This is a genomic window from Sphingobacterium sp., from assembly GCF_039596235.1.
Classification (GTDB): domain Bacteria; phylum Bacteroidota; class Bacteroidia; order Sphingobacteriales; family Sphingobacteriaceae; genus Sphingobacterium.
In genome coordinates this window covers 256,952-279,823 of the sequence record NZ_JBCNKE010000009.1, presented here as the reverse complement: position 1 = coordinate 279,823, position 22,872 = coordinate 256,952, and the positions used below count along the sequence as shown (strand labels likewise).

21 protein-coding genes are annotated in these 22,872 nt (G+C 38.3%); 9 read left to right on the top strand and 12 right to left on the bottom strand.

The genetic code is table 11. The annotated features are described in order from the left end of the window. The first annotated feature begins 50 nt into the window (after window positions 1-50). From ABDW32_RS18695 to ABDW32_RS18685, 3 genes are all read left to right on the top strand, one after another. Window positions 51-1,985 carry a fumarate reductase/succinate dehydrogenase flavoprotein subunit gene (locus tag ABDW32_RS18695; RefSeq protein ID WP_343565111.1) on the top strand — a complete coding sequence of 645 codons (1,935 nt, stop codon included), beginning with the start codon at window positions 51-53 and terminating at the stop codon, window positions 1,983-1,985. A gap of 14 nt (window positions 1,986-1,999) precedes the next feature. Further along, complete coding sequence (locus ABDW32_RS18690) at window positions 2,000-2,773, top strand: succinate dehydrogenase/fumarate reductase iron-sulfur subunit (protein ID WP_175992101.1); 774 nt, start codon at window positions 2,000-2,002, stop codon at window positions 2,771-2,773. A 90-nt stretch (window positions 2,774-2,863) separates the two neighbouring features. Beyond that, the gene (locus ABDW32_RS18685; RefSeq protein ID WP_343565108.1) at window positions 2,864-6,610 is read left to right on the top strand and encodes an ATP-binding protein; all 3,747 of its coding nucleotides are present in this window, start codon (window positions 2,864-2,866) and stop codon (window positions 6,608-6,610) included. A 489-nt stretch (window positions 6,611-7,099) separates the two neighbouring features. On the opposite strand, the gene ABDW32_RS18680 is transcribed toward ABDW32_RS18685, so the two are convergent. The 3 genes from ABDW32_RS18680 to ABDW32_RS18670 form a co-directional block, all read right to left on the bottom strand. Next, window positions 7,100-8,026: a hypothetical protein gene (locus ABDW32_RS18680; RefSeq protein ID WP_343565107.1), complete on the bottom strand. Its 927-nt coding sequence runs from the start codon at window positions 8,024-8,026 to the stop codon at window positions 7,100-7,102. 104 nt (window positions 8,027-8,130) lie between these two features. Then, a complete protein-coding gene (gene gmd, locus ABDW32_RS18675; RefSeq protein WP_343565105.1) occupies window positions 8,131-9,282 on the bottom strand; it encodes a GDP-mannose 4,6-dehydratase in 1,152 nt (383 codons plus the stop codon). Between the two features lie 279 nt (window positions 9,283-9,561). Beyond that, the gene (locus tag ABDW32_RS18670) at window positions 9,562-10,125 is read right to left on the bottom strand and encodes a hypothetical protein (protein ID WP_343565103.1); all 564 of its coding nucleotides are present in this window, start codon (window positions 10,123-10,125) and stop codon (window positions 9,562-9,564) included. Window positions 10,126-10,179: 54 nt separating this feature from the next. On the opposite strand from ABDW32_RS18670, the gene ABDW32_RS18665 reads away from it, so the two are divergent. The 3 genes from ABDW32_RS18665 (at window position 10,180) to ABDW32_RS18655 (ending at window position 12,222) form a co-directional block, all read left to right on the top strand. After that, window positions 10,180-10,512: a hypothetical protein gene (locus ABDW32_RS18665; protein ID WP_343565101.1), complete on the top strand. Its 333-nt coding sequence runs from the start codon at window positions 10,180-10,182 to the stop codon at window positions 10,510-10,512. A gap of 85 nt (window positions 10,513-10,597) precedes the next feature. Beyond that, a complete protein-coding gene (locus tag ABDW32_RS18660) occupies window positions 10,598-11,512 on the top strand; it encodes a lysylphosphatidylglycerol synthase transmembrane domain-containing protein (protein WP_343565099.1) in 915 nt (304 codons plus the stop codon). A gap of 2 nt (window positions 11,513-11,514) precedes the next feature. Next, window positions 11,515-12,222, top strand: coding sequence for an SDR family oxidoreductase (locus ABDW32_RS18655; RefSeq protein ID WP_343565097.1), 708 nt, complete (start codon window positions 11,515-11,517; stop codon window positions 12,220-12,222). 169 nt (window positions 12,223-12,391) lie between these two features. On the opposite strand, the gene ABDW32_RS18650 is transcribed toward ABDW32_RS18655, so the two are convergent. Genes ABDW32_RS18650 through ABDW32_RS18640 form a run of 3 tightly spaced genes read right to left on the bottom strand, consistent with a single transcriptional unit; the run spans window position 12,392 to window position 14,628 of the window. Further along, the gene (locus ABDW32_RS18650; protein WP_343565095.1) at window positions 12,392-13,768 is read right to left on the bottom strand and encodes an alpha/beta fold hydrolase; all 1,377 of its coding nucleotides are present in this window, start codon (window positions 13,766-13,768) and stop codon (window positions 12,392-12,394) included. Between the two features lie 10 nt (window positions 13,769-13,778). Beyond that, complete coding sequence (locus ABDW32_RS18645; protein ID WP_343565093.1) at window positions 13,779-14,363, bottom strand: YIP1 family protein; 585 nt, start codon at window positions 14,361-14,363, stop codon at window positions 13,779-13,781. Continuing rightward, entirely contained in the window at window positions 14,353-14,628 is a 276-nt protein-coding gene (locus ABDW32_RS18640; protein WP_343565091.1) for a DUF2089 family protein, read from the bottom strand. Before ABDW32_RS18640 ends, ABDW32_RS18645 begins: the two co-directional genes overlap by 11 nt. A gap of 124 nt (window positions 14,629-14,752) precedes the next feature. Between ABDW32_RS18640 and ABDW32_RS18635 the strand changes: the two genes are divergently transcribed. After that, entirely contained in the window at window positions 14,753-15,487 is a 735-nt protein-coding gene (locus tag ABDW32_RS18635; protein ID WP_343565089.1) for a lysophospholipid acyltransferase family protein, read from the top strand. Window positions 15,488-15,494: 7 nt separating this feature from the next. On the opposite strand, the gene ABDW32_RS18630 is transcribed toward ABDW32_RS18635, so the two are convergent. Together ABDW32_RS18630 and ABDW32_RS18625 are read right to left on the bottom strand one after the other, a co-directional pair. Then, complete coding sequence (locus ABDW32_RS18630) at window positions 15,495-16,625, bottom strand: glycosyltransferase (protein WP_343565087.1); 1,131 nt, start codon at window positions 16,623-16,625, stop codon at window positions 15,495-15,497. Next, on the bottom strand, window positions 16,609-17,583 hold the full coding sequence (locus ABDW32_RS18625; RefSeq protein ID WP_343565085.1) for a lysylphosphatidylglycerol synthase domain-containing protein: 975 nt from the start codon (window positions 17,581-17,583) through the stop codon (window positions 16,609-16,611). The genes ABDW32_RS18630 and ABDW32_RS18625 overlap by 17 nt, the downstream gene beginning before the upstream one ends. A 100-nt stretch (window positions 17,584-17,683) precedes the next feature. Here ABDW32_RS18625 and ruvC point away from each other — a divergent pair, with 100 nt between their 5' ends. Then, window positions 17,684-18,250 carry a crossover junction endodeoxyribonuclease RuvC gene (gene ruvC, locus ABDW32_RS18620; protein ID WP_343565083.1) on the top strand — a complete coding sequence of 189 codons (567 nt, stop codon included), beginning with the start codon at window positions 17,684-17,686 and terminating at the stop codon, window positions 18,248-18,250. On the opposite strand, the gene ABDW32_RS18615 is transcribed toward ruvC, so the two are convergent. Further along, the gene (locus ABDW32_RS18615) at window positions 18,251-19,297 is read right to left on the bottom strand and encodes a hypothetical protein (RefSeq protein WP_343565080.1); all 1,047 of its coding nucleotides are present in this window, start codon (window positions 19,295-19,297) and stop codon (window positions 18,251-18,253) included. It abuts the gene before it with no gap. 355 nt (window positions 19,298-19,652) lie between these two features. On the opposite strand from ABDW32_RS18615, the gene ABDW32_RS18610 reads away from it, so the two are divergent. Next, window positions 19,653-20,126: an Lrp/AsnC ligand binding domain-containing protein gene (locus ABDW32_RS18610; RefSeq protein ID WP_046674894.1), complete on the top strand. Its 474-nt coding sequence runs from the start codon at window positions 19,653-19,655 to the stop codon at window positions 20,124-20,126. 34 nt (window positions 20,127-20,160) lie between these two features. On the opposite strand, the gene ABDW32_RS18605 is transcribed toward ABDW32_RS18610, so the two are convergent. Genes ABDW32_RS18605 through argB form a run of 3 tightly spaced genes read right to left on the bottom strand, consistent with a single transcriptional unit; the run spans window position 20,161 to window position 22,845 of the window. Beyond that, the gene (locus ABDW32_RS18605) at window positions 20,161-21,225 is read right to left on the bottom strand and encodes a M20 family metallo-hydrolase (RefSeq protein WP_343565078.1); all 1,065 of its coding nucleotides are present in this window, start codon (window positions 21,223-21,225) and stop codon (window positions 20,161-20,163) included. Continuing rightward, entirely contained in the window at window positions 21,215-22,021 is an 807-nt protein-coding gene (gene proC, locus ABDW32_RS18600) for a pyrroline-5-carboxylate reductase (protein ID WP_343565077.1), read from the bottom strand. The genes ABDW32_RS18605 and proC overlap by 11 nt, the downstream gene beginning before the upstream one ends. A gap of 26 nt (window positions 22,022-22,047) precedes the next feature. Beyond that, window positions 22,048-22,845, bottom strand: coding sequence for an acetylglutamate kinase (gene argB, locus ABDW32_RS18595; RefSeq protein WP_343565075.1), 798 nt, complete (start codon window positions 22,843-22,845; stop codon window positions 22,048-22,050). Window positions 22,846-22,872 lie beyond the last annotated feature (27 nt).

The window sequence follows — 22,872 nt, the reverse complement described above, 5'->3', positions numbered from 1 at the left end:
TCTTTTAAGATAAGGTTTAGGCCTTATGATTCAATATAAAATTAAGAGATATGTTAGATTCAAAAGTACCAGCGGGCCCATTAGCCCAAAAGTGGTCAAATCATAAATTTAATCTTAAGTTGGTTAACCCTGCTAACAAACGTAAATTTACCATTATCGTTGTTGGTACAGGTCTTGCTGGCGCATCCGCTGCCGCATCTTTAGCTGAGTTAGGATATAATGTAATTACTTTCTGTTACCAAGATTCACCTCGTCGGGCGCACTCTATTGCGGCTCAAGGTGGTATTAATGCGGCAAAGAGCTACCAAAATGATGGTGACTCTGTATTCCGTTTATTTTACGACACAATCAAAGGTGGTGACTACCGCTCACGCGAGGCAAACGTTTACCGTTTGGCCGAAGTATCTGTAAACATCATTGACCAATGTGTTGCACAAGGTGTTCCTTTTGCGCGTGAATACGGCGGTTTATTGGATAACCGTTCTTTCGGTGGTGCTCAGGTAAGCCGTACATTCTACGCACGTGGTCAAACTGGACAACAGTTATTGCTGGGTGCTTATTCAGCATTAAACCGTCAAATCAAAAAAGGAAAAGTAAAATCATATACGCGTCATGAGATGTTGGATTTGGTTATGATTGATGGTCATGCCAAAGGTATCGTAACTCGTGATTTGGTATCGGGTAAAATTGAAACACATGCAGCACATGCTGTATTGATGTGTACTGGTGGTTATGGTAACGTATTCTTCTTGTCTACAAATGCAATGGGATGTAACGTTACAGCAGCTTGGAGAGCGCACAAACGTGGTGCTTACTTCGCTAACCCTTGTTACACGCAAATTCACCCAACTTGTATTCCAGTAACTGGAGATCATCAATCCAAATTGACATTGATGTCTGAGTCTTTACGTAACGACGGCCGTGTATGGGTTCCCAAAACTCGCGAAATGGCTGAGAAGTTGCGCAAAGGCGAAATCAAAGCCAATGATATCAAAGAAGACGACAGAGATTATTTCTTGGAACGTAAATACCCATCATTCGGTAACTTGGTACCTCGTGACGTAGCGTCACGTAACGCTAAAGAAGCTGTTGATGATGGTCGTGGTGTTGGTAAAACTGGTTTCGCGGTATTCTTGGATTTCAAAGAAGCGATCGGTCGTTTAGGCGAAGATGCTGTACGTGCTAAATATGGTAACTTATTTGACATGTACTATCAGATCACTGACGAGAACCCGTATAAACAACCAATGCGTATTTACCCAGCGGTTCACTATACAATGGGTGGTGTATGGGTTGACTACAACTTGATGACGACAATCCCTGGTTTGTACGCATTAGGTGAGTGTAACTTCTCTGACCACGGTGCAAACCGCTTAGGTGCTTCGGCATTGATGCAAGGTCTTGCTGATGGTTATTTCGTTATTCCTTACACTGTGGGTGATTACCTTGCTAAATTAGGTTCTTTCGCACCGGTAGATCACAGCCATCCTGCATTCGAATCTACACGTAAAGAAGTCGAAGCAAAAATCAACAAATTGTTATCATTAAATGGTACACAAACTGTTGATGATATCCACAAAAAATTAGGCCACATCATGTGGGAATATTGTGGAATGGCTCGTACAGCTGAAGGATTACAAAAAGCACAAGGTTTGATCCAGGAATTGAAAAAAGAATTCTGGACGAATGTTAGAGTTCTTGGAGAGAACGAAGAATTAAATCTTTCTTTAGAGAAAGCTGGCCGTGTAGCAGACTTCTTGGAATTGGGTGAATTAATGGTTGTTGATGCATTGCAACGGGCTGAGTCCTGTGGCGGTCACTTCCGTCTGGAAAGCCAAACTGAAGAAGGTGAAGCAAAACGTAATGACGAGGAATTCGCTTATGTATCTGCCTGGGAATACAAAGGAGACAATGTACCAGAGCAATTACACAAGGAAGACTTGGTATTCGAAAACGTTCAGTTAACACAAAGAAGTTATAAATAAGAAGGAAAATTATCATGGCACAACATATGAATTTAACGCTGAAAGTTTGGCGTCAAAAAAATGATAAAGATAAAGGTCAATTTGTAACTTATCAGGCAAATAACATCGCTGATGATATGTCTTTCTTAGAGATGCTTGATATTGTGAATGAGGAATTGACACGTAAAGGTGAAGACCCTGTATATTTCGATCACGACTGTCGTGAAGGGATCTGCGGAATGTGTTCATTAGTAATCAATGGTCGCCCTCATGGTCCTAAAGAAGGTACGACAACATGTCAATTACACATGCGTAGCTTCCACGATGGACAGACGATCGTCATCGAACCTTGGAGAGCTGCGGCATTTCCGGTATTGAAAGACCTAGCAGTTGATCGTACAGCTTTTGATCGCATTCAACAAGCAGGTGGATATGTAAATATCAATACAGGTGGTGTTCCTGACGCCAATACAATTCCTATCCCTAAACGTATTGCTGACGAAGCTTTCGAATCGGCTACATGTATCGGTTGTGGTGCTTGTGTTGCAGCTTGTAAAAACGCTTCTGCGATGTTATTCGTATCAGCAAAAGTATCTCAATTTGCATTGTTACCTCAAGGTCAAACTGAGCGTTACGAACGTGCACAAGCAATGGTAGATCAAATGGATGCTGAAGGTTTCGGTAACTGTACGAATACCGGTGCTTGCGAAGCAGAATGTCCTGTTGGTATTAAATTAACGAATATCGCTCGTTTAAACCGCGAGTATTTGACTGCTAAAATCTTCAGACAGGAAGAACCACACGCATAATAATGCGTTTGGCATAAAATAATATAAAAGTCCTTGCCCTAAGAAAGCAAGGACTTTTTTTTATATTTACAATAATGTAAATTGACTCACGTGAATTCTGGTATAAAAATTCGTTTACTACTACTGATCTTAACACTTTGCTTTATAGGAACAGCGATCACCATCAAAGAATCTGTTACAAATAAAGAAATACTTGATATTGATACAAAATCGCTCAATGATTATATTACCAAACAAGAGAAAAAAGTAGACCGTATTTTTAAGGACTCATTGCTGCTAAAAACATTCAAGAATTACGATCAATATCCTATAGCTGTCTATCAAGCTTTTGAAAGGTATAAAAATGATGAAAAGGTTTATCTATTCTTATTTAAGGATCACGAACCGAAAATGTGGAGCACACATTTATTTGTTCCCATCACTGATCAAGGTTTTTTGGAAAAGTCGAATTTTGTACAAGACGATAATCGTTCCTACATCGTTCGTAAGAAAACAATCGGAAATATAAGCATACTTGCCTATGTCCTTGTTAAGCCTTATACTAATAACAATAATCCGTATCTAAACTCTTCTTTACGACGAAATTTCTTCGACACACGAAATATTGACATTGCATCTTATACTGATACCGTTGCAATCAAAAATATCTATAGTTCGGAGGGATCCTATCTTTTTTCCGTTAAGCTCAAAGAAGGTGATCACGAAAATATCTATACCATTTTGCAGTTTTTTTGCTGGTTGTTGGCCTGGATTGCTCTATTGATATTCTTCAATAGCCTCTGTCTCCACATGGCTAAGACCAGAAGAGCTTGGGGAGCGGTAGCACTACTTGCAGGCGTATTTATTCTTGTCAAATTCGCGGATCTGAAATGGAATTTGCTTTCTGAAAATGCGACGTTCGCTATATTCGATTCCCGAAACTATGCTTACAATAGTTTCTTCCCTAATATTTGGTCCGTTCTATCAACCACAATATTGATCCTTTGGCTCATACTATTTATCTATTCAATTCGAAAAGAACTCAACTTCGATAAAATAAAAGCTCTTCGGATCTTTAAACTACCCATTGCGATTGGATTTATCCTAAGTATATATTTATCCTTTGCACTTTTATATGATATAGCCGGAACACTAATTACCCATTCAAATAATATCTATTTTGACTTTACCAAACTCGTTGATCTACATTTCCTAAGCTGGGTAGATCTTGGTATTGTTGGCATGGGGATATTAGCATTAAGTATTTACATTGACCTCGTATTATTCTTTCTTAAAAAGTTAGAATTAAAGCCCACCCAACTATTAAATATCCAATTAGCCAGTGTCATTTTTGTCATTCTGGTTATTTCAATCTACATTGAAAAAAACAGCCTAGTTAATCTGCTTTTAGCCTTGATTATTCTAATAAAATCCTTTGGTGAAAAATATTTCGACAGGCATATTTTGACGAACTACATTGCTGTTTTGATTCTTTGGGCGATCATAAGTACAATTACTCATGCACGTTTCTACCAAGAACGGGATCTTATTGACATGAAGATATTGTTGAACAATCTACAGTCAGAAGACGATCTAAATGCCGTTTCACTATTTTCGGACATTGAAAGTGGTATCTCCAATGATAAAGAATTAAAGCACCTGTTTAACATTAGTCTTCCCAATACCAATACAGAGGGAATCAATGATTTCATCAAGAAGAAATATTTTAGTGGATACCTCTCCAAATATGAATTTAAGGCTTATTACTATGATCAGAATAATATTCCAATAAATCCAAATGATCAAAACAGAATTAATGAGTATAGAGAAAAAGTAATCAACAAATCAATAAAAGTCACTCAAAATTTCTACCGCGCCAGTGCTGAACTGGGAACCCATGAGTACTTTTCGATCATTCCAGTGGCAATTGATCAAAATAGGATCATCAACGTGATTATCAATCTTTCAAATAAGGATTTTAGCTACACGGTCCCCTATCCCGAGATATTAACAGATATGCGGATTAATAATTCGCAATATTATAATAAGGACGACTATTCGATTGCTCTTTATAAGGGTGGTTCGTTGGTTACCCAGTTTGGAAAATATACGTACGAAAATAACCTCCGGGGATTAAAAGGTACTCCAGGGAAATATATTGAAATACTGGACCGAGATTCGTACCTGCACATCGCGTATGTGGCTAATAGCTTTTCAACTTATATCATAAGTAAACAAAAGCCTTCTTTCTGGGACTATATAGCTACAACCTCTTTTCTGTTTTTGATTTTTTTCATAATCTTCATGATTTTCCATTATGCGACATCATTTTATATCTTTCTCAAGAATACGAAACTTACCGTCCGTAACTTAAAATATCAGTTCTATAAAATCATCAACAAAATACAGTATTCCACACGTATTCAGACCTCGATTATTTCTTCGGTTATATTGGCCATTCTGATATCAGCTGTAATTTCATATATCAGCATAAATAAACAGCTTTACAACAATAACAGAAATAGCAAAGAGCGCTTTATCATTGAGCTGGGGAAACGGATGGAAAATATGTTGACTTATACCGACCAGGTTTCTAATGAAAATCAGCTCATTAGTATTCTAAAGACTTTATCGGAAACAATATCCAAAGATTTCAACTTATACTCAAAATCGGGCAGGTTACTCTATAGTTCCCAGCGCAGAATTTATGATCTGGAGCTCTTCTCCACATTTATTAATCCGGCAGCGCTCAAAAACCTCTCCCTACTCAAAAAATCAGAAACAATAGAAGATGAGCGTATCGGAACGTTCCAGTTTGAGACGAGTTATGCCACAATAAGGGACAAGGATTATAGTACATTGGCCTATATCGGCATTCCGAACTTCTCCCTTCAAAAAGAAGAGAATATCAATAAAAATCTATTATTAAACACCATTGTCAATATTTATTCTCTTATTATCATTGGCTTCGGTTTTTATGCAACTTTCGTGGCCAATAGTGTGACCAATCCGCTCAGTATAATCAGTAAAAAAATATCCCAATTACGATTAGGGCAACCCAACGAGCCTTTATTCTGGCAACGAAATGATGAAATAGGTACATTGATCAAAGAGTATAATCTTATGATCATTAAGCTGGAAGACTACGCCAATAAAATAAAGGATACCGAACGTGAATCGACCTGGCGGGAAATGGCTCAACAGATTGCACATGAGATCAAAAATCCGCTAACGCCAATGAAATTAGGCATACAGCAGCTCAGGAGATCTTACAAAGATGATGATCCGAGATTCCCAGATCGCTTCAATAAATTCTCAACTTCATTTATTGAACAAATAGATGCTTTAACACAAATCGCTTCGGAGTTTTCTCATTTTGCAAAATTTCCGACGACAGTAATGGAAAACATTAATATTGTGGAGAAGATTACGAAGTCGATATCAGTATACGATAACACACCAAATGTCAATATCCGATTAATAAATAACGCTGATCAGAAGACCTTAATTGTTAAGGCAGATGGAAATGAGTTATTGCGGACGTTCAATAATCTGATAAAAAATGCGATCGAAGGAGGTTATGGACGAAAAAATATGAAGATAGAGATCTCTATCGAACGATACTCCGACAAATTTGTCAAAATAGATGTCAAAGATAATGGCTATGGCATTCCGGAAGCAATGAAAGATAAAATATTCCAGATCAACTTTACGACAAAAAGTTCTGGAAATGGTCTTGGCTTGGTGCTTGTGAAAAAAACTATTGAAGCATGTAATGGGCAGATCTATTTTGAGACAACGGAGGGTGAAGGCACGACATTCCATATTTTACTTCCATTACAACAAATAGAATCTTAGTTATTGTGGATTTTAGACAATCCACGATATTAAAACTTTCCTGATAAAGAGCCTAGGAATATCGAAAAACTGTGATCCAGGCGCAAGGAACACCATCAAAAGCTTCAGCAACCCCCTTGTTGTGGGAATTACAAAGCTTATATATATTGTATGCCTTGTAGTCTCTTTTGCGGTGAGCGCTATATGAGGCGAGATCCACAGAAAACAAGAGTTGCCCGGAAAATGCTGTTAAGCAAATAATTCTGTAGCTGTTGTGATCTATTTTAAAGCATAGCCCGCGAGCCCCATTTAGTTCGAATCCCTAAAATAAAGAAGGGCGAAAAAAACCGGTATGAAATTGAGTTGCAAAATAAAGGAAGCCAGCAAAATGTGGCGCTTAGCCCGGAAGTAAATATTTAAAAATCCCGCGGAAAGTGCCGATACAAAATTAAAAGAAAAAGGCAGTCCAAATGTGGACTGCCGCTTCTATATTCTAAATATAATATATTCTTAGCGTAATACGACAGCTGATCTACCCATGATCGCATTATCCTCATAAAGCAATACGGTATATGCTCCCTTAGCAAAACCATCTTCAGCAGCCCAATACACGACATAATCCTCACCCTTATTCGTAAACAAAATATTATGCTTAAAGGTATACTGTAGTTTTTCACCGTGCACAAAGAAAATATTATCCCCTTGAACGACAAGATTCCCCTGAGGGTCGATTATTCTTATGAAAATGTCACGTTCTCCAATTTTAGCAAGCGGGTTGTCTGCGACGGTAAAATTGATCTTTAATTTATCCACGCGCTTAGCACGTTCTTCAACAGATTCCTTTCCATTTCTTTTAACTTCAAGTCCATTGATCGTTATATTTGACACTTTCAACGCAGATGCCGTTGTTACCTTTTCCTTCAATTCAGAATTAGTGGTGGTCAAAGAATTAATTTGCTTATTTTTTTCGACTACAGATTCATTCAAATTCAAATTTTGCTTCGATAAAATCTGATTCTCTTGAATCAATCGCTGAACATCTACTCGATAGTTATCAACCTGCTTTTTTAACAGGTTTATTTTGCGTTGAGCGTCATCAATATCCTTAGAATTTATACTCTTATCTTCGAGTTTCTTACGGAGCTCGGCAATCTCTGTTCGCGAATCCTCTTTTTGTACAGTCATTTCAGGAGTCAATTGAACATTTTCAATATCAATCTTATCCAATTCGGCTTCTATCCGATCGATCTGTACCTGAAGGTTTTCTTTTTCCACTGTTAGAGCATAGACTTTTTCTCCGTTCGTCTTAAACTTAACATAAAAATATATATTCGTTGCGAGTAACGCCGCTATCGCGATAATGAAGAAATACACCTTAGAAGAATCTTTCTTCTTTTCGTCTTCCTTTTTACTCGAAACAACCTCTGAATTCATCATAATACATGCACTGTCATTTTCATCATATGAACTTAGTGATTCATACCATTTGAATGTTTAAACAAAAATTATTCCAGTTTTATTTTTTCCTTATTAATTATGAATTATTCAAAATAGTTGAGTGTCTGAAAACCACCTTGTTTCAGGTATTCTTCCTTCCTCATCAAATGGAGATCCGATTGTACCATATCTGTTACCAACATTTGAAGATCATATTTAGGTGTCCAGCCCAGTTTGGTATTTGCTTTTGTCGGATCTCCAATGAGTAAATCAACCTCGGTTGGCCGATAATAAGCAGGGTCTACCTTAACAACAGTTTGTCCGAATTTAATCAATGATTTATCAATATTCAACGCTGCTAGCCGTTCCTCATCCACATCAATTATAACTCCCTTTTCCTGCTCACCTTTCCCGCTAAATTCTATTTCTATCCCCAATTCGGCAAAAGCCAAACGAACAAAATCTCTGACAGTTGTGGTAACTCCTGTTGCGATTACAAAATCCTCAGGTTTTTCCTGTTGCAGGATTAGCCACATTGCTTCAACATAATCTTTTGCATGTCCCCAATCACGCTGAGCAGAAAGATTTCCAAGATAAAGTTTGTCCTGCAGTCCCAATGCAATTTTTGCCACTGCCCGCGTTATTTTACGGGTCACAAAAGTTTCCCCTCGGACCGGGCTTTCGTGATTGAACAAAATTCCATTACATGCATACATCTTGTAAGCTTCACGATAGTTCACCGTAATCCAATAGCCATACATTTTGGCAACCGCATAAGGACTTCTTGGATAAAAGGGTGTTGTCTCACTTTGTGGTACCGCTTGCACCAAACCATATAGTTCTGAGGTAGATGCCTGATAAATACGTGTTTTCTCAATCATTCCAAGCAATCTGACAGCTTCCAATATACGGAGTGTGCCTATGCCATCCGCATTAGCTGTATATTCAGGTGTATCAAAGCTTACTTTTACATGGGATTGAGCAGCAAGATTATAAATTTCATCCGGTTGAGTTTCCTGAATAACCCGGATCAAATTGGTTGAGTCTGTCAAATCACCGAAATGCAATGTAAAATTTCTATTGTCAAGATGGGGATCTTGATAAAGGTGATCTATACGATCAGTATTGAATAGGGAACTACGGCGCTTTAGACCATGAACCCTATAACCTTTTTTCAATAGGAATTCTGCTAAATAGGCACCATCTTGACCTGTAATACCTGTTATCAATGCAGTTTTCGTGTTTTGTTCAGCCATATTTCTATTTTATATTAAGCATCTCCCGCCTAATCCGGAGGGATCATACTGTTTGAATCCGATCAATCTGTTTTTACAAGGTGATGAAGCAATCCGATTTATTGGCTTCAAAAAGCGATTATCCATTCAGAACTTGCTTTTCAGTCTCATTCATCAACTCGCTCTCTTGCACTTTGAATAAATCAGGACGGATTCGGACTGTAAAAGTATTAAATTTTCAACAAAAAAAGCCATAGGAATTCCTATAGCTTTTTGTTATTCTTTTTTTCTCGTTTGACCTTAGTTTACACGCGAGAAATTAAATACTAAATAAGCTTCACCATTGGCGACTGTCAACGGCATTTTCATGATCAATTTATTACCATCAGAATATGACAGATCCAGGCGGTAACCTGTCGTTACATTCTTAGCTTTGTCTCCTGCGTAGATTTTTTTAAATTGGAATTGCGGTTCACCTAGACCTTTTCCCGGATTATATATAGACCAAAAAATCTCACGTGATGCACCCGGAGCACATAAAGTACCTTGAGCGTTGAACGTGATTGATCCCTTCCCATTGCCAATAAAATTCCAGTTACTACCAACAAAACATTCAGCCGGAGCTTCTTCAAAGACACTTTTAATCGTAAAAGTAGAAGGTAAGTTTTCTCTATCGATTGAATTTAGTGTCCAGGTTCCTTTCACAGCAGATCTCCACTCCGAGGCGCTCGGTCCTGACGCTGCACTTGTATTGGAAGAACCATTACCAGGGTTTCCAGATGATGTACCTTGCTTTTGTGCACCACAAGAGAACAAAGTCACCGTAGCAAAAACAGTTGCTAATGATAAAACGAATCGATTCATATGTCTAAATTTTAATTTCAAATTGTATTTTTGGGGTAAATTAATCCACAGCTCATGAAGGTTACAGCCAAAAATCATACCATAAGCAAAATAATTGCAAAAACTCTTTTGAGGTTATTCATTATTCTCCTGGCCTTTGCTGCCTATCCCCTGTTTCTGGGACAAGAAGCGAAGGCAAAATTAAGCCAAATCAGCCTCGCTTTTACAAATAAGGTTTCATTCATCGCCCCTATTTTATTATTTTGTTTTATCGTTGGATTAATGATTGCCGTGCTTAAGCACAAATATAAAAGAATTGACCTAAATTGGCTATTTTCCCTGGCTACGATATTTGGTATTTTATATTTGATTTTATTGTATTCAAGAATTTACCCAAGTATTGCCTAAGTTGAATTGCACAATTCGGCAAAGTTCCTAACTTTGAATTTTCCAAAATCGTATAATCGATCAAGATTGGAAAAAATAAACTTCTATGGATAAAAAAAAAGGTTTAAAGATCCTAAAAAACATACTAAAGATTGTCGTTACTGTAGGAGCCTTATATTGGGTTTTCAGCAAAGTTTCACTCAAAGATCTCAAAGAAGCTGTCATTAATTCAAATCCCATCTATTTATTTCTAGCCCTCTTAGCATATAGTGTTTCAATTTTTATCTCCTCTTCCCGCTTATTGACTTTTCTACGGGCAATCGGCTTAGATGTATCTGAGAAATATAATTTAAAACTCTACCAATTGGGTCTATTCTACAACCTTATTTTACCAGGAGGCGTAGGTGGAGATGGCTACAAGATATTCTTTCTTCGGAAAAGGTTCAGTATCAAAGGCAGGAAATTATTTACAGCCCTATTCTTAGATAGGCTAAGTGGTCTATGGGCCTTATGCCTAATAATAGCGGCTTTAATTACTTACATGCCACAGTTGGGCATACCAAATTACTTAACGATCATATTATTTATATTGGGTAGTATCCTTTATTATTTTATTGTCACAAAATTTTTCAAAGAATATAAAGCAACTTTTTTAAAGGCACATTTAAAAGCTATAGGTGTACAATCCATGCAAGTAATTGCCGCAATCCTGATCCTTTACGCATTAGGGTTCAATGGGAAGTTTTCACCATATTTATTTCTATTTCTCGCATCTTCGTTAGTATCTATCATCCCTTTTTCGGTAGGTGGATTAGGTATGCGGGAGCTTGTCATCATGTGGGGAGCAGGTATATTTCATGTCGATTCACACAATGCCGTATTGATCACGTTGTTATTTTATATTATCTCAGCAATCGTTGCGCTCTCAGGAATTTATTTTATCTTCAATCCGAAGGCAATCGGGGAGGATAAACTACCTTCTGCAGAGGAAGTTGAACAAAGTCAAAAACTAGAAGGATAAACATGGCGAATATTATTATCACAGGAGCAAGTAGTGGAGTCGGATTCGAGGCAGTGCTTGATTTGACCTCAAAAAAGGACAACAAAGTTATTGCATTGGCCCGTTCAGCAGACAAATTGAGAAAACTCCACGAAATCGCAAGTCAGCTCAATTATGATGGCGGAACACTCTTTCCTGCTCAATTTGATATTGTTTATGATGACTACGCAACATTAGTCCCTTTTATTCAATCCAAATTCGACACTGTTGATATCCTGATTAACAATGCCGGTGCATTAGTGAATAAACCTTTTATGGAGACAAGTGGGCAGGACTTTGCAGAGATGCTTCAGACAAATATCATAGGTCATGTCAATATGATTAAACAGGTTGTTCCATTTATGCATGAAGGTTCCCATATTGTTAACATCGGTAGTATGGGCGGTTTTCAGGGCGCGATGAAGTTCCCCGGTCTAGCAGCCTACTCTGCTAGTAAAGGAGCATTGGCGATTTTAACAGAATGCCTGGCGGAAGAATTTAAGGAAAAAGGGATCAAGGTTAATTGCTTAGCCCTGGGATCATCACAAACTGAAATGTTTGAAGCCGCGTTCCCAGGCGTGGAGGCTGGGACACTAGCTTTTGAAATGGGCAGATATATCGCTGATTTTGCACAGAATGGGCATAAATATTTCAATGGCAAAATCCTTCCCGTTGCCAATACAACTCCCTAATAAGTAGCGAGCACAAAGTACCCTATTGCTAAAATATTCCTTTTATTAGCGTCCAATCTGAAGCTCTATCTCCGATAAAGCTTTAGATTGGGCGCTGAACTTTTAATATACAGCTCCTGTTTAAGGTTATTAAACAATCGCTATCATTCATACGAATATCTTGATCCAATTACTTTGCTTTCAATTTAAGCCAATTCGTGAGATCATCCATCAATTGCACGTTGAAACTTTCCGGATTTTCAAAATATTCTTCAATTTTTCCTGTTTGTGCATTTTGAAAAAGATGGTTCAGATTTGGATAGTTTTTGATAGTGACATCTGTCGTATTCAAATGCAGGCGTTGAAGTGCGTAGATATTTTCATTTGCAGGAACCTGAATATCCTTTCCTCCAAAAGTAGCAAAAATAGGCACTTTCACCTGTTTCAGATAATAAGCTGGATCGATACGTATAAAAGTTTTAAACCATGGAATCAGCATAGGACTCAATTTAATTTTCATATCAGCTGTTAATGCATTCCCGTTGTTTTGACGAATAAGTTCTGTTTCCAATGATTCTGCCAAAACCTTCGGCGGCTCGTCCCTTAGTAGAATGTCATATAGCTTTCTGTTATTGCGCTTATTTACTTCTAGAGCAGGCTCAGCTAATCCAGCCACTTTTCCTAAAGCGTAACTTTGTAGGATTAATAGAGAATCTCCTTTGAGGACAGGACCAGACAGTAAAGCAATATAGTTGACTTTATCGTTTTCCGCTGCCACCATGTCCGCTATCAAAGCCCCTTCACTATGTCCAATGATACCTATTTTATCGGTTCTGACCATCGACTGCTTACTCACAAAATCCACGGCAGCATTTGCATCTGATGCGAAGTTAATTGTTGTTGCTAAATTAACCTCCCCTTTGGAACCACCGATACCGCGGTCATCGTAACGCAAAACCGCGAAACCATTTTTACTGAGGTGATCTGCCAGTACCTTAAATGGTCTATGACCAAACACTTCCGAATCTCTATTTTGTTGTCCACTTCCATTAACCAGAATAACAGCCGGAAAAGGTCCTCCCGCTTTGGGATAAGTAAGTGTTCCCGCTAAGGTAGCATTGCCCTTCACATTTTGAAACGTAACCTCCTTTTCAATGTAATCATATGGGGGAAAGACATCCTGCTTACGCGAAAGCCCACTTTGCTCGCTCTCACTGCGGACCAATAACATAGGAGATTCAAAGCTTCCCTGTTTCATTACACCTTTCAACACATCTTTATCCCGATCCAGGTAGCCAGTATAATATAGACCTATCGCTTTGACATCGATATATATCGAGTCCTTGTCCACTTTTATTGCATTAATAGGAAACTTTAGGGAGGTCTGCATGGGGCTTTCAAAAGTCCCAGCCCAATTATCATTGCTATCCTGCTTTAGATTGAATACCAAAAGTAATTTCTGCCCAGACACACTCACCTCACCTTTCCATGAACCATCAAAGGTCTGTGCGTCCGCACATGAGAACTGCAAACAGATCAAAAATAAATAGAGAATTTTCTTCATCATTTCTTTGCTATCAAAAATAATACTGTATACCTAAATCAAGCATAAAATATAATGCCACAAACAATATGCTTACCCAAATCTTTTTATTGTTTACAGCAACATTCATTCCTTTGACCAATAGATAGAATTGATAAAACAGTAGAAATAGCGCCGATATTCCAAATACAGCAAATAATATCATTTGGCCTTGATCTATAGTCGATAGAGTATGATCACCATTTTTTAAGGCTTCATCAATCTGTTTGGTAAACTCATCCTGATTCAATAGTTTGCCTAGTAGCAGAACCAAATAAAGTGGAAATGGCGCAATCAACATAACATTCAATACATCGATGATTCTGGTCCTATGGTTTAGTATCCTCCCTATTACATAGAATAAAATTAAAGGAACCAAAACCATATAAACATGAACTTTTAACACCGCAATAAAAGAAACGGGCGCTTGGGGTTTATAGAAATGCATAAATCCATTAAACTGCTCACCTGACAGATAGACAAGATAACTGGAAAATAAAAAGCCGGCGATACCCACAACAAACAATACCCGTTCCGAAAAATCCACAAAGGGATTTAATAACAACTGCTTAATTTTCATTGGCAAACGTATTTAACTTATGAATCAGATCATCTAGGATATTGCGAACCGTGGGATAAGATTTACCCATCTGGTTGGCCATCTCTTTTAAGCTACCTGAATATTTTAAAAAATTGAGAACAAACTCCTGCTCTTCGACTGTCAGTTGCATGAGTACGGGTAAAGTAAACTTACCAACAACTTCAGTATCGCAGGAATCACAGATCAGTTTGGAGACTTTTAGCTTTGCATCACAACATGGACAATTTACAGGTATTTTTTTCATTCCAAAAAACAAACATTAATATTGTTAAATATAACATTAATATTATTAAAATAAAACACAATATTATCAATATTTTCCAAAAACCGTTGCTTAATGATATATTTGTAAACATTAAATAAAGTGTATGAAAAAGTTTTTAGGCTATATCCTATCTATTATATTTTGGTTCTGTTTTGGCTTATCTTTAATTATATTCCACCCTATCCAATGGCTATGCCTAAAATTAGGTGGCTATAGTGCCCATAAAAAAAGCGTTGACATCTTAAATGCATGTTTGGTTGCTTGCTACTATACCTTATTCAATAGGGTCACTTTTATCGACAATAAATCCATCCCCTTAGGGCAGCCGATTATATTTGTTGCCAATCATCAAAGTACTTTTGATATTCCGCCGCTCATCTATTTTCTACGGAGATTTCATGGCAAGTTCATTTCGAAAATTGAACTGGCCAAGGGTATTCCCAGTATTTCGTTCAACCTAAAGCATGGCGGTGCAGCCAACATCGATCGGAATGACCCCAAACAGTCTATAGCTGAGATCCTCAAACTTGCCAACAATATGAAAACGAAGAACTGGTCCGCCTTTATCTTTCCTGAGGGTACTCGATCAAAAACCGGCAAGATGAAAGCATTCCACGTTGGCGGAATTGCAACATTATTAAAGAAAAATCCAAATGCGTTGGTTGTCCCTATTGCAATCAAAGGATCTTACGAGATGGTACAGTACGGTATGTATCCGCTAACTCCTTTTTTACATATGACATGGGAGGTATTGGACCCTTTGGATACAACGGATAAAAATATTGAGGAAATTGTAAAATTAGCTGAGGAAACGATTAAGCGAAAAGTAGAAAATTAAACCGGGTTTATTTGACTTGTCTGCCCTTCCAATCGTATTTCCCAATATTCCCCAATATTCCAATATAAGTTAAATATAGAATATGGGCTAGGCTTAATATTGGAAGATACCAAAGCAAAGTAGTGCGTTTCGCAAAAGTGGTTAAGGGTTGGATAAATAGGAACTCCACGACTACTTTAAGTAATAATGCGAAGATAACGACCCATCCAATTGTTTTAAAGCCTGCGATAGCAAGGGCTCCCCCTACCAGTAAAAGCACATTAAACAGCCAGATTGCGATTCCCAAGGCGATAACCCCCTTGTTTTTATACTTGGTACTTTTAGAGGCCCAACGTCTTCTTTGGCTTATAAATGAGCGAAGATCAGGTTTGGCATCCGTATACACAATAGCATCCTCTGATTTACAAAATGCGATCCGTTCAGGATATTTCTCTGCCACCTTATGCAAAAATAATTCATCGTCCCCAGAAGCAAGTTCATCAATACCTTTAAACCCGCCCATTTTCTTAAATATATCTTTTCGATAAGCTAAATTCGCACCGTTACAGGTTGTTGGCTTTCTATTCCCTATACCCGCAGCGCCAAGACCAATGAGATATAGGAACTCCAAGGTCTGCAAGCGCTCGAAAAAACTTCTTTCCTCTGAATACAGTACCGGTGAAGACAGCATGTAAACATCCTCCTTTTCAAAGGTTCCGATTACAGTCTTTAGCCAGTTTGGCCCCATCCTGCAGTCTGCGTCTGTCGTTATAATAATCTCCCCTTTACAGCAGTCAATTGCCCTTGAAATCGCCAGCTTCTTATAGGAATTCATCCGGCCATTCTCATTTAATTGAATTAACTTGACTCCTCGTTCGGTAAATTCTTTCACAATTGCTGAGGTGTTATCGTCCGAATGATCATCAATAATAATAAGTTCGAGAAGATCTTTTGGAAAAGCCTGATTTAAGATACATTCAATCGTTCTTCGAATATTTAATTCTTCATTACGGGCGGCAATAATTACGGATACCATTTTGGTGGGAATTAAATTACCATCAGGTGCTTGGATCTTAGCCCAGCCCTTCCGCATCCACAATACGAGAATAGCGTACACACAGGCAAAACTGATCAATAAATAACTAAGAATTTGTATCACCGAAAAAATTAATCTTAAAGACAAAAATAGAACCAAATATCGCCGGGAGAATCAAATTAACAAACCAAATACACGATACGATAGCCATCACTGCAATCTCCTGGGTTGTAATATAGCTATAAAGATTACTTGCAACAAAACTCCGCACACTAAAATCAAAAATATCCAAGGTGGGCAGGGCAGCCTGAACGAAAAAGAGGATAAAGATCATCAAGATCATGGACAGTAGGGGCAACTCAGGTAAAGTCAGCTTCATCAAAATAATATATTGCGAAGTGAAAATAATAAATCTTGCCAATGAATTGACCAGAACAATACTCAGTTCCGCTGTAGAATAATGTTCAAGTACCTCAAAAAAAGGTTTGATTTTCGTCAGAAACTTAATCCGCCCTACAAGCATATCCACCCATCTCACATTAAAATACAAGATAACAAATCCAGCGGCATAAATAATGGCGAGCAGCCATATTCCAAATTGGACAGATAAAGGCGTAGATAAAAATTTACAGACAAACCAGGCTATACTCAGTGAGCCCGCAACACTTGTCAATACCAATTGGGCAAACAACCCAACTCCCATCGCTACAGCCCCTTTGGCCCTGTTCTGCGGTGTAAGGAATAATACCCTACCACCGTACTCCCCAATCCTATTTGGAGTAAAAATCGCCCATGTAAGTCCACAAAAAACGGATTGAAATGCTTTCCAAAAAGATATATGCTCCAACTTAGAAGCGAGATAGCGCCATTTGACAACCTCCAGTAGCCAGTTTACAAGCATTAAAACAACGATCAATATCAATGTCCAGACAACAGAGTGTTGTTCTAATCCAGTGATCAGTGTCTTAAATTTATCGATATTGCTCTTATCGGATACCTTGGTAATGATATACCATGTGGCAAGTGCAAAAACCAGTACCTTCAATAAAAGACTGATGTATTTTTTTTGTCTCCCAGTCAACGTTTGATAATTAGAGAGCAATGTTACTAAATTTTAGCCAAATGATTAAGTTTTGTGTGCAGCAATCCACTTATAAAAAGCAAAATTTGTAATATTGTACATGCAGAAGGAAAAGGCGAAAGAAAGAATCATTCTGGGGATTGATCCTGGGACGGTAGTCCTTGGATATGGAATTATCAAAGAAGTTGGCAATACCATCTCCCTTATTTCAATGGGTGTCATCAAAATGGGCCACCTCGATGACCATGCACTAAAATTGCAACGCATCTTTAAAAAGACCGCTGCATTGATGCAAGAATATAACCCCGATTGTGTCGCGCTGGAGTCTCCTTTCTACGGCAAGAATATTCAGGTTATGCTCAAACTGGGGAGGGCGCAGGGTGTTGCTATGGCAGCTGCACTGGCACAAGATATCCCGATCTTTGAGTATTCACCCAGAAAAATAAAACAGTCAGTCACCGGAAATGGAAATGCTACGAAAGAACAGGTTTCGGCCATGCTCAAAAATCTATTAAAATTTGAGGAAACACCTCAATTTCTTGATGCGACAGATGGGCTGGCAATTGCTGTTTGCCATTCATTTCAAAAAAATAGTACTACAGGAAGCGGAAAATCCTATTCCGGCTGGTCCTCGTTTATCAAAGAAAACAAAGATCGGATCAAGTAGTTACATCTGCACCTGTCGGATGACATTTTTCACATTTAATTCGACAATATCAGTCATTGTCTTACATTTCAAATAAGAATTATTCTGATAAAACTCCGCGTACCCCTCACGCAATTGCCTAATATTTTCCGGAGTTGAGAGGACCTGCATCTGTGAAGCATCTCTAAGATCAGCGATCCGGTGCCGCTCACTCCGTACCCTATGCACAATCGAAGAGCGCTCCTCCTGTTGATATTGCAATACCGTTTTTTCGGTCAAATGCTCCATCGCAAGCTTAACATAGGGATAGTTCTCTTTAAAAAATTGGGGCATATATACCTTGGGATTTCCCTCATAAAACTGTTGATCAAAATCAATCGCCCTGATCCTAAACTGAAAATCATCAAAATCAGGTGTAATCTGCATGACAAAATTATAGGCCCGCATATCTCCCAAGAGTGTGATAATACAACGCTCGTTAAACTTGACAAATTCCTTTGAAATACGTGTCAAATTGTAATCGGGCGTGAACATTCTTGTTTGAGAAAATATATCACCGGGAATACCAACGATATGCTCTTCTACCAACGTATCCTGATCTACCATATAATTGACCTGGTTCGGAGATAATATTTCCTCCAGTTCTAAACCGTAGATCCGCGATGCATCCGCCTGTTTGATATAGAAATAATCATACACGTCATTCAATCGGTTTACAATACGGATCCGAAAGGGCCGTGTATTACCAAAACCACAGTACTCCACACGGTCGATATATTTGTGCTGTACAATACGTGTGTTGCCCGAAGCTTTAAGCTTGGCATAGATGACCTTTAACCCATCATATAGCTGATCAATAAGATACTGAGGATAGAGTGGTGTTTCCCAAAATGTATCATTACCAAATTTATCCATGACCGGTACGGTCTCCGTAAAATTCAATAGATCCTTATAACCAATGGGTAACTTTTCATCCCGTTGATATAGCTTAAGATATTTGTGAAGCCCTTCCCCTACCTCAAAGATCGGCTTCTTCCTCGAAATCTTTACATCTTGAACTTCTTCCATCTTTATTTTAGTCTTGAGATATTAAATATGCGTATTGAGATTTTGGTTTAACACATCAGCCACTTATTTACTTGTCTTTTGTTTTTGATCTTTATCCTACATCTTTATCGTCTCACTGACATGAATAACAAGATAACGAAACTATCTGATAACCTTACAATAAAATCACCTCTAAAACAATTATAAGCACTTTCGATCAAAAACATATAACATTATCAATATCAATAAGTATTTTTTATTAAATTTACATCTATAAACCGAAAATTCTTAGTAATTTTGAAATAAATTTAATTATTTTAGCTATTGGTCAGATTTTGATGTATGACCAATGAATGAAACACAAAACCCATTGTTAATGGAAAATCAATATGCAAACTATGATCTAGACAATTTGGATATCCAAATCCTGTCTATTCTAATGAATGATGCTTCTATTCCTTATACTGAAATAGCAAAAAAGCTAATTGTATCAGGTGGTACCATCCACGTTAGAATGAAGAAGATGGAAGAGTTAGGTATCATCAGAGGTTCAAATCTTATTATCAATCCCCAAAAAGTTGGATTTGACATCACTGCCTTTCTCGGTATCTATCTAGAAAAAGGTTCACAATATGCAGATGCGGTAGATAAGTTGAAAGAAATCAAAGAAGTGGTTGAGTTACATTATTGTACTGGCCAATACAGTATTTTTGCAAAAATTATCTGTAGGGACACTGTCCACCTCAGAAAAGTATTGAATGAAGATATCCAATCTGTACCTGGGATCCAGCGTACGGAGACAATTATCTCCCTTGAAGAAAGTATTAAGCGTCAGATCAGCTTAGTCTAGTATAAAAAAAGCTTCCAACAGTTGGAAGCTTTTTTTATACGATCTTTTGTAGCATAGCGATATACAAATCAATTCCTTCCCTAATTTCATCAATATAGATAAATTCATCCGCCATATGCGATCTTGCACTATCCCCTGGCCCCAGTTTTAACGAAGGAACCGGAATAAGCGCTTGATCACTCATTGTCGGAGATCCATATAGTTTACGGCCAAGCGTAATTCCTGCCTGGACAATAGGATGTTCTTCAGGAATAGAAGAAGATTTCAAACGAGTAGATCGAGCCGAAACTTCTGAAGATACATGAGATTTGATGATCGCTAGGGTTTCCTCATTTGTATACGCATCTGTTGTGCGCACATCAACGACAAAACTGCAATTAGCAGGTACTACGTTGTGCTGCGATCCCGACTGAATCATTGTCACGGACATTTTTATGGGACCTAAAGTCGCGGATGTTTTTTCAAAAGCATAATCTTTGAACCATTGAATATCACTTATCGCGTTATAAATTGCGTTGTCCCCCTCATCTCGTGCAGCATGGCCTGCTATTCCGATCGCATTACAGTCCAATACCATCAAACCTTTTTCCGCAATAGCTAAATCCATCAGGGTCGGCTCGCCAACGATCGCAAAATCAATAGGTCCGATATCCTCGAGTACCGATTCTATGCCGTTTCTGCCCGAGATTTCTTCCTCGGCACTTGCAACCAGACAAAAATTATAGTTTAGGTCCGCCCGTTCATAAAAGTATAAGAAGGTTGCAATCAGTGAGACCAGACATCCGCCAGCATCATTACTACCCAAGCCGTAAAGCTTCCCCCCTTCTTCCGTAGCAGCCAATGGATCACGGGTGTAACCCGGATTGGCTTTTACCGTATCATGGTGCGAATTAAGCAGGATAGTGGGTTTATCTATCGCGTAATGCTTATTATATACCCATACATTATTTCCCTTTCTAAAGGTTTTGACGAGCCTTTCTTTGAAAAATTCCTCAATCCGGTCAGCTGTTCGTTTTTCCTCACGGCTTAGAGAGGAAAGAGCGATCAACTGTTTCAATAAAGCCAAGCTATCTTTGAATAAGCTATCCTTATCCTTCATGATACAATCCTCCTGCTTTATCGGCAGACAATTTTATCCCTTTAATAAAAGCTGAACTAAAACCATTATGTTCCATTTCGTTCAATCCAGCAATGGTACACCCCTTTGGCGATGTTACCTTATCAATCTCACCTTCTGGATGCGCATTTGTATGCAACAATAAATCTGCAGCACCTTTAGCAGTCTGAACAGCCATTTTTAAGGCGTCATGTGCATGGAAACCTATTTCAACCCCACCTTGTGAAGCCGCTCGGATAGCACGCAGGAAAAAGGCTATTCCACAAGCGCACAAAGCTGTTGCTGAAGTCATCAGATCTTCATTGATAATGACAACTGATCCTACAGTCTCAAACATCTTTTCTACTTCAGCAAGACTTCCATCTGATGCATGATCACTTGCGATACAGGTCATCGATTGAGCGATAGCGATTGCGGTATTTGGCATAGCACGCACGACCGTCGCATCATCACCCAACACCGCTTTCAGGTCAGCACAGGAAACACCAGATACGATAGAAACAAAAATCTGATTTTTCTTGTCTATTTCGGGAGCGACCTCAACCAGTACCTTTTTTAATTGCTGTGGTAATATCGCAAAAACAACGATATCAGCACCTTTAACAGCCGCTTTGTTATCATTACTTACGGTGAAACCCTGGCTTGCCTCCTCAGCCAAAGCATTCAGATTTCTGCGGGTCAATGTAATATCGGCAGCACTTGCAAATTCGCTTTTTACAAGCCCTTTTGCCAAAGAGAGGCCGATATTGCCACTTCCAATAATAGTGACCTTTTTCATAGTGGGGTTTAGATTAGATTACATGATTATTTTAATGTCAAACAGGTGCCAAACTGTCCTTGTTGAAACAAATGTAAATTGTTGGCATGACCAATATACACCTCTTGAACACCTTTATTTATGGCATTAAATGCATTTTGTAGTTTTGGTATCATACCATCGTTGACGACACCAGAGTCTTTAAGATATTCAAATTCCTCGTATTTAATCGTTGGTATCACTGAATTTTCATCCGTTACATCCCGTAATACACCATTTTTCTCGAAGCAATAAACCAACGAAGTTTCATATAATGACGACAGAGAGACTGCCAAGGAAGATGCGATGGTATCTGCATTGGTATTGAGCAACTGTCCCAAACCATTATGTGTAATGGCAGAGAATACCGGAACAAATCCTGCTTCTAAAAACTTTTTTATCGCCAATGTATTCACCGAATCATGCAATAAATCTCCAACAAAACCATAGTCAATATCTTTGACGGGACGTTTTATAGCCTTGATCACATCCCCATCTGCCCCCGACAAGCCAACAGCATCGCATTTTAATTTTTGTAATTTGGCAACGATGGTTTTATTTGTTAATCCAGCATATACCATCGTAACTATACGTAGCATGTCTTCGTCCGTCACTCGACGGCCTTCAACCATTTGGGCTTGTACACCAAGTTCGCTTGCCAAACGTGTTGCAATTTTACCTCCGCCATGGACGAGGATTTTCTTCCCGGACAATGCGGAAAATTTCTCTAAAAAAGAATCTAACAGACCCTCATCATCGATAATATTTCCACCAATTTTTATAATATTTAATACACTATTAGCCATTACGCAACTTTTCCCAAATAAATAGTT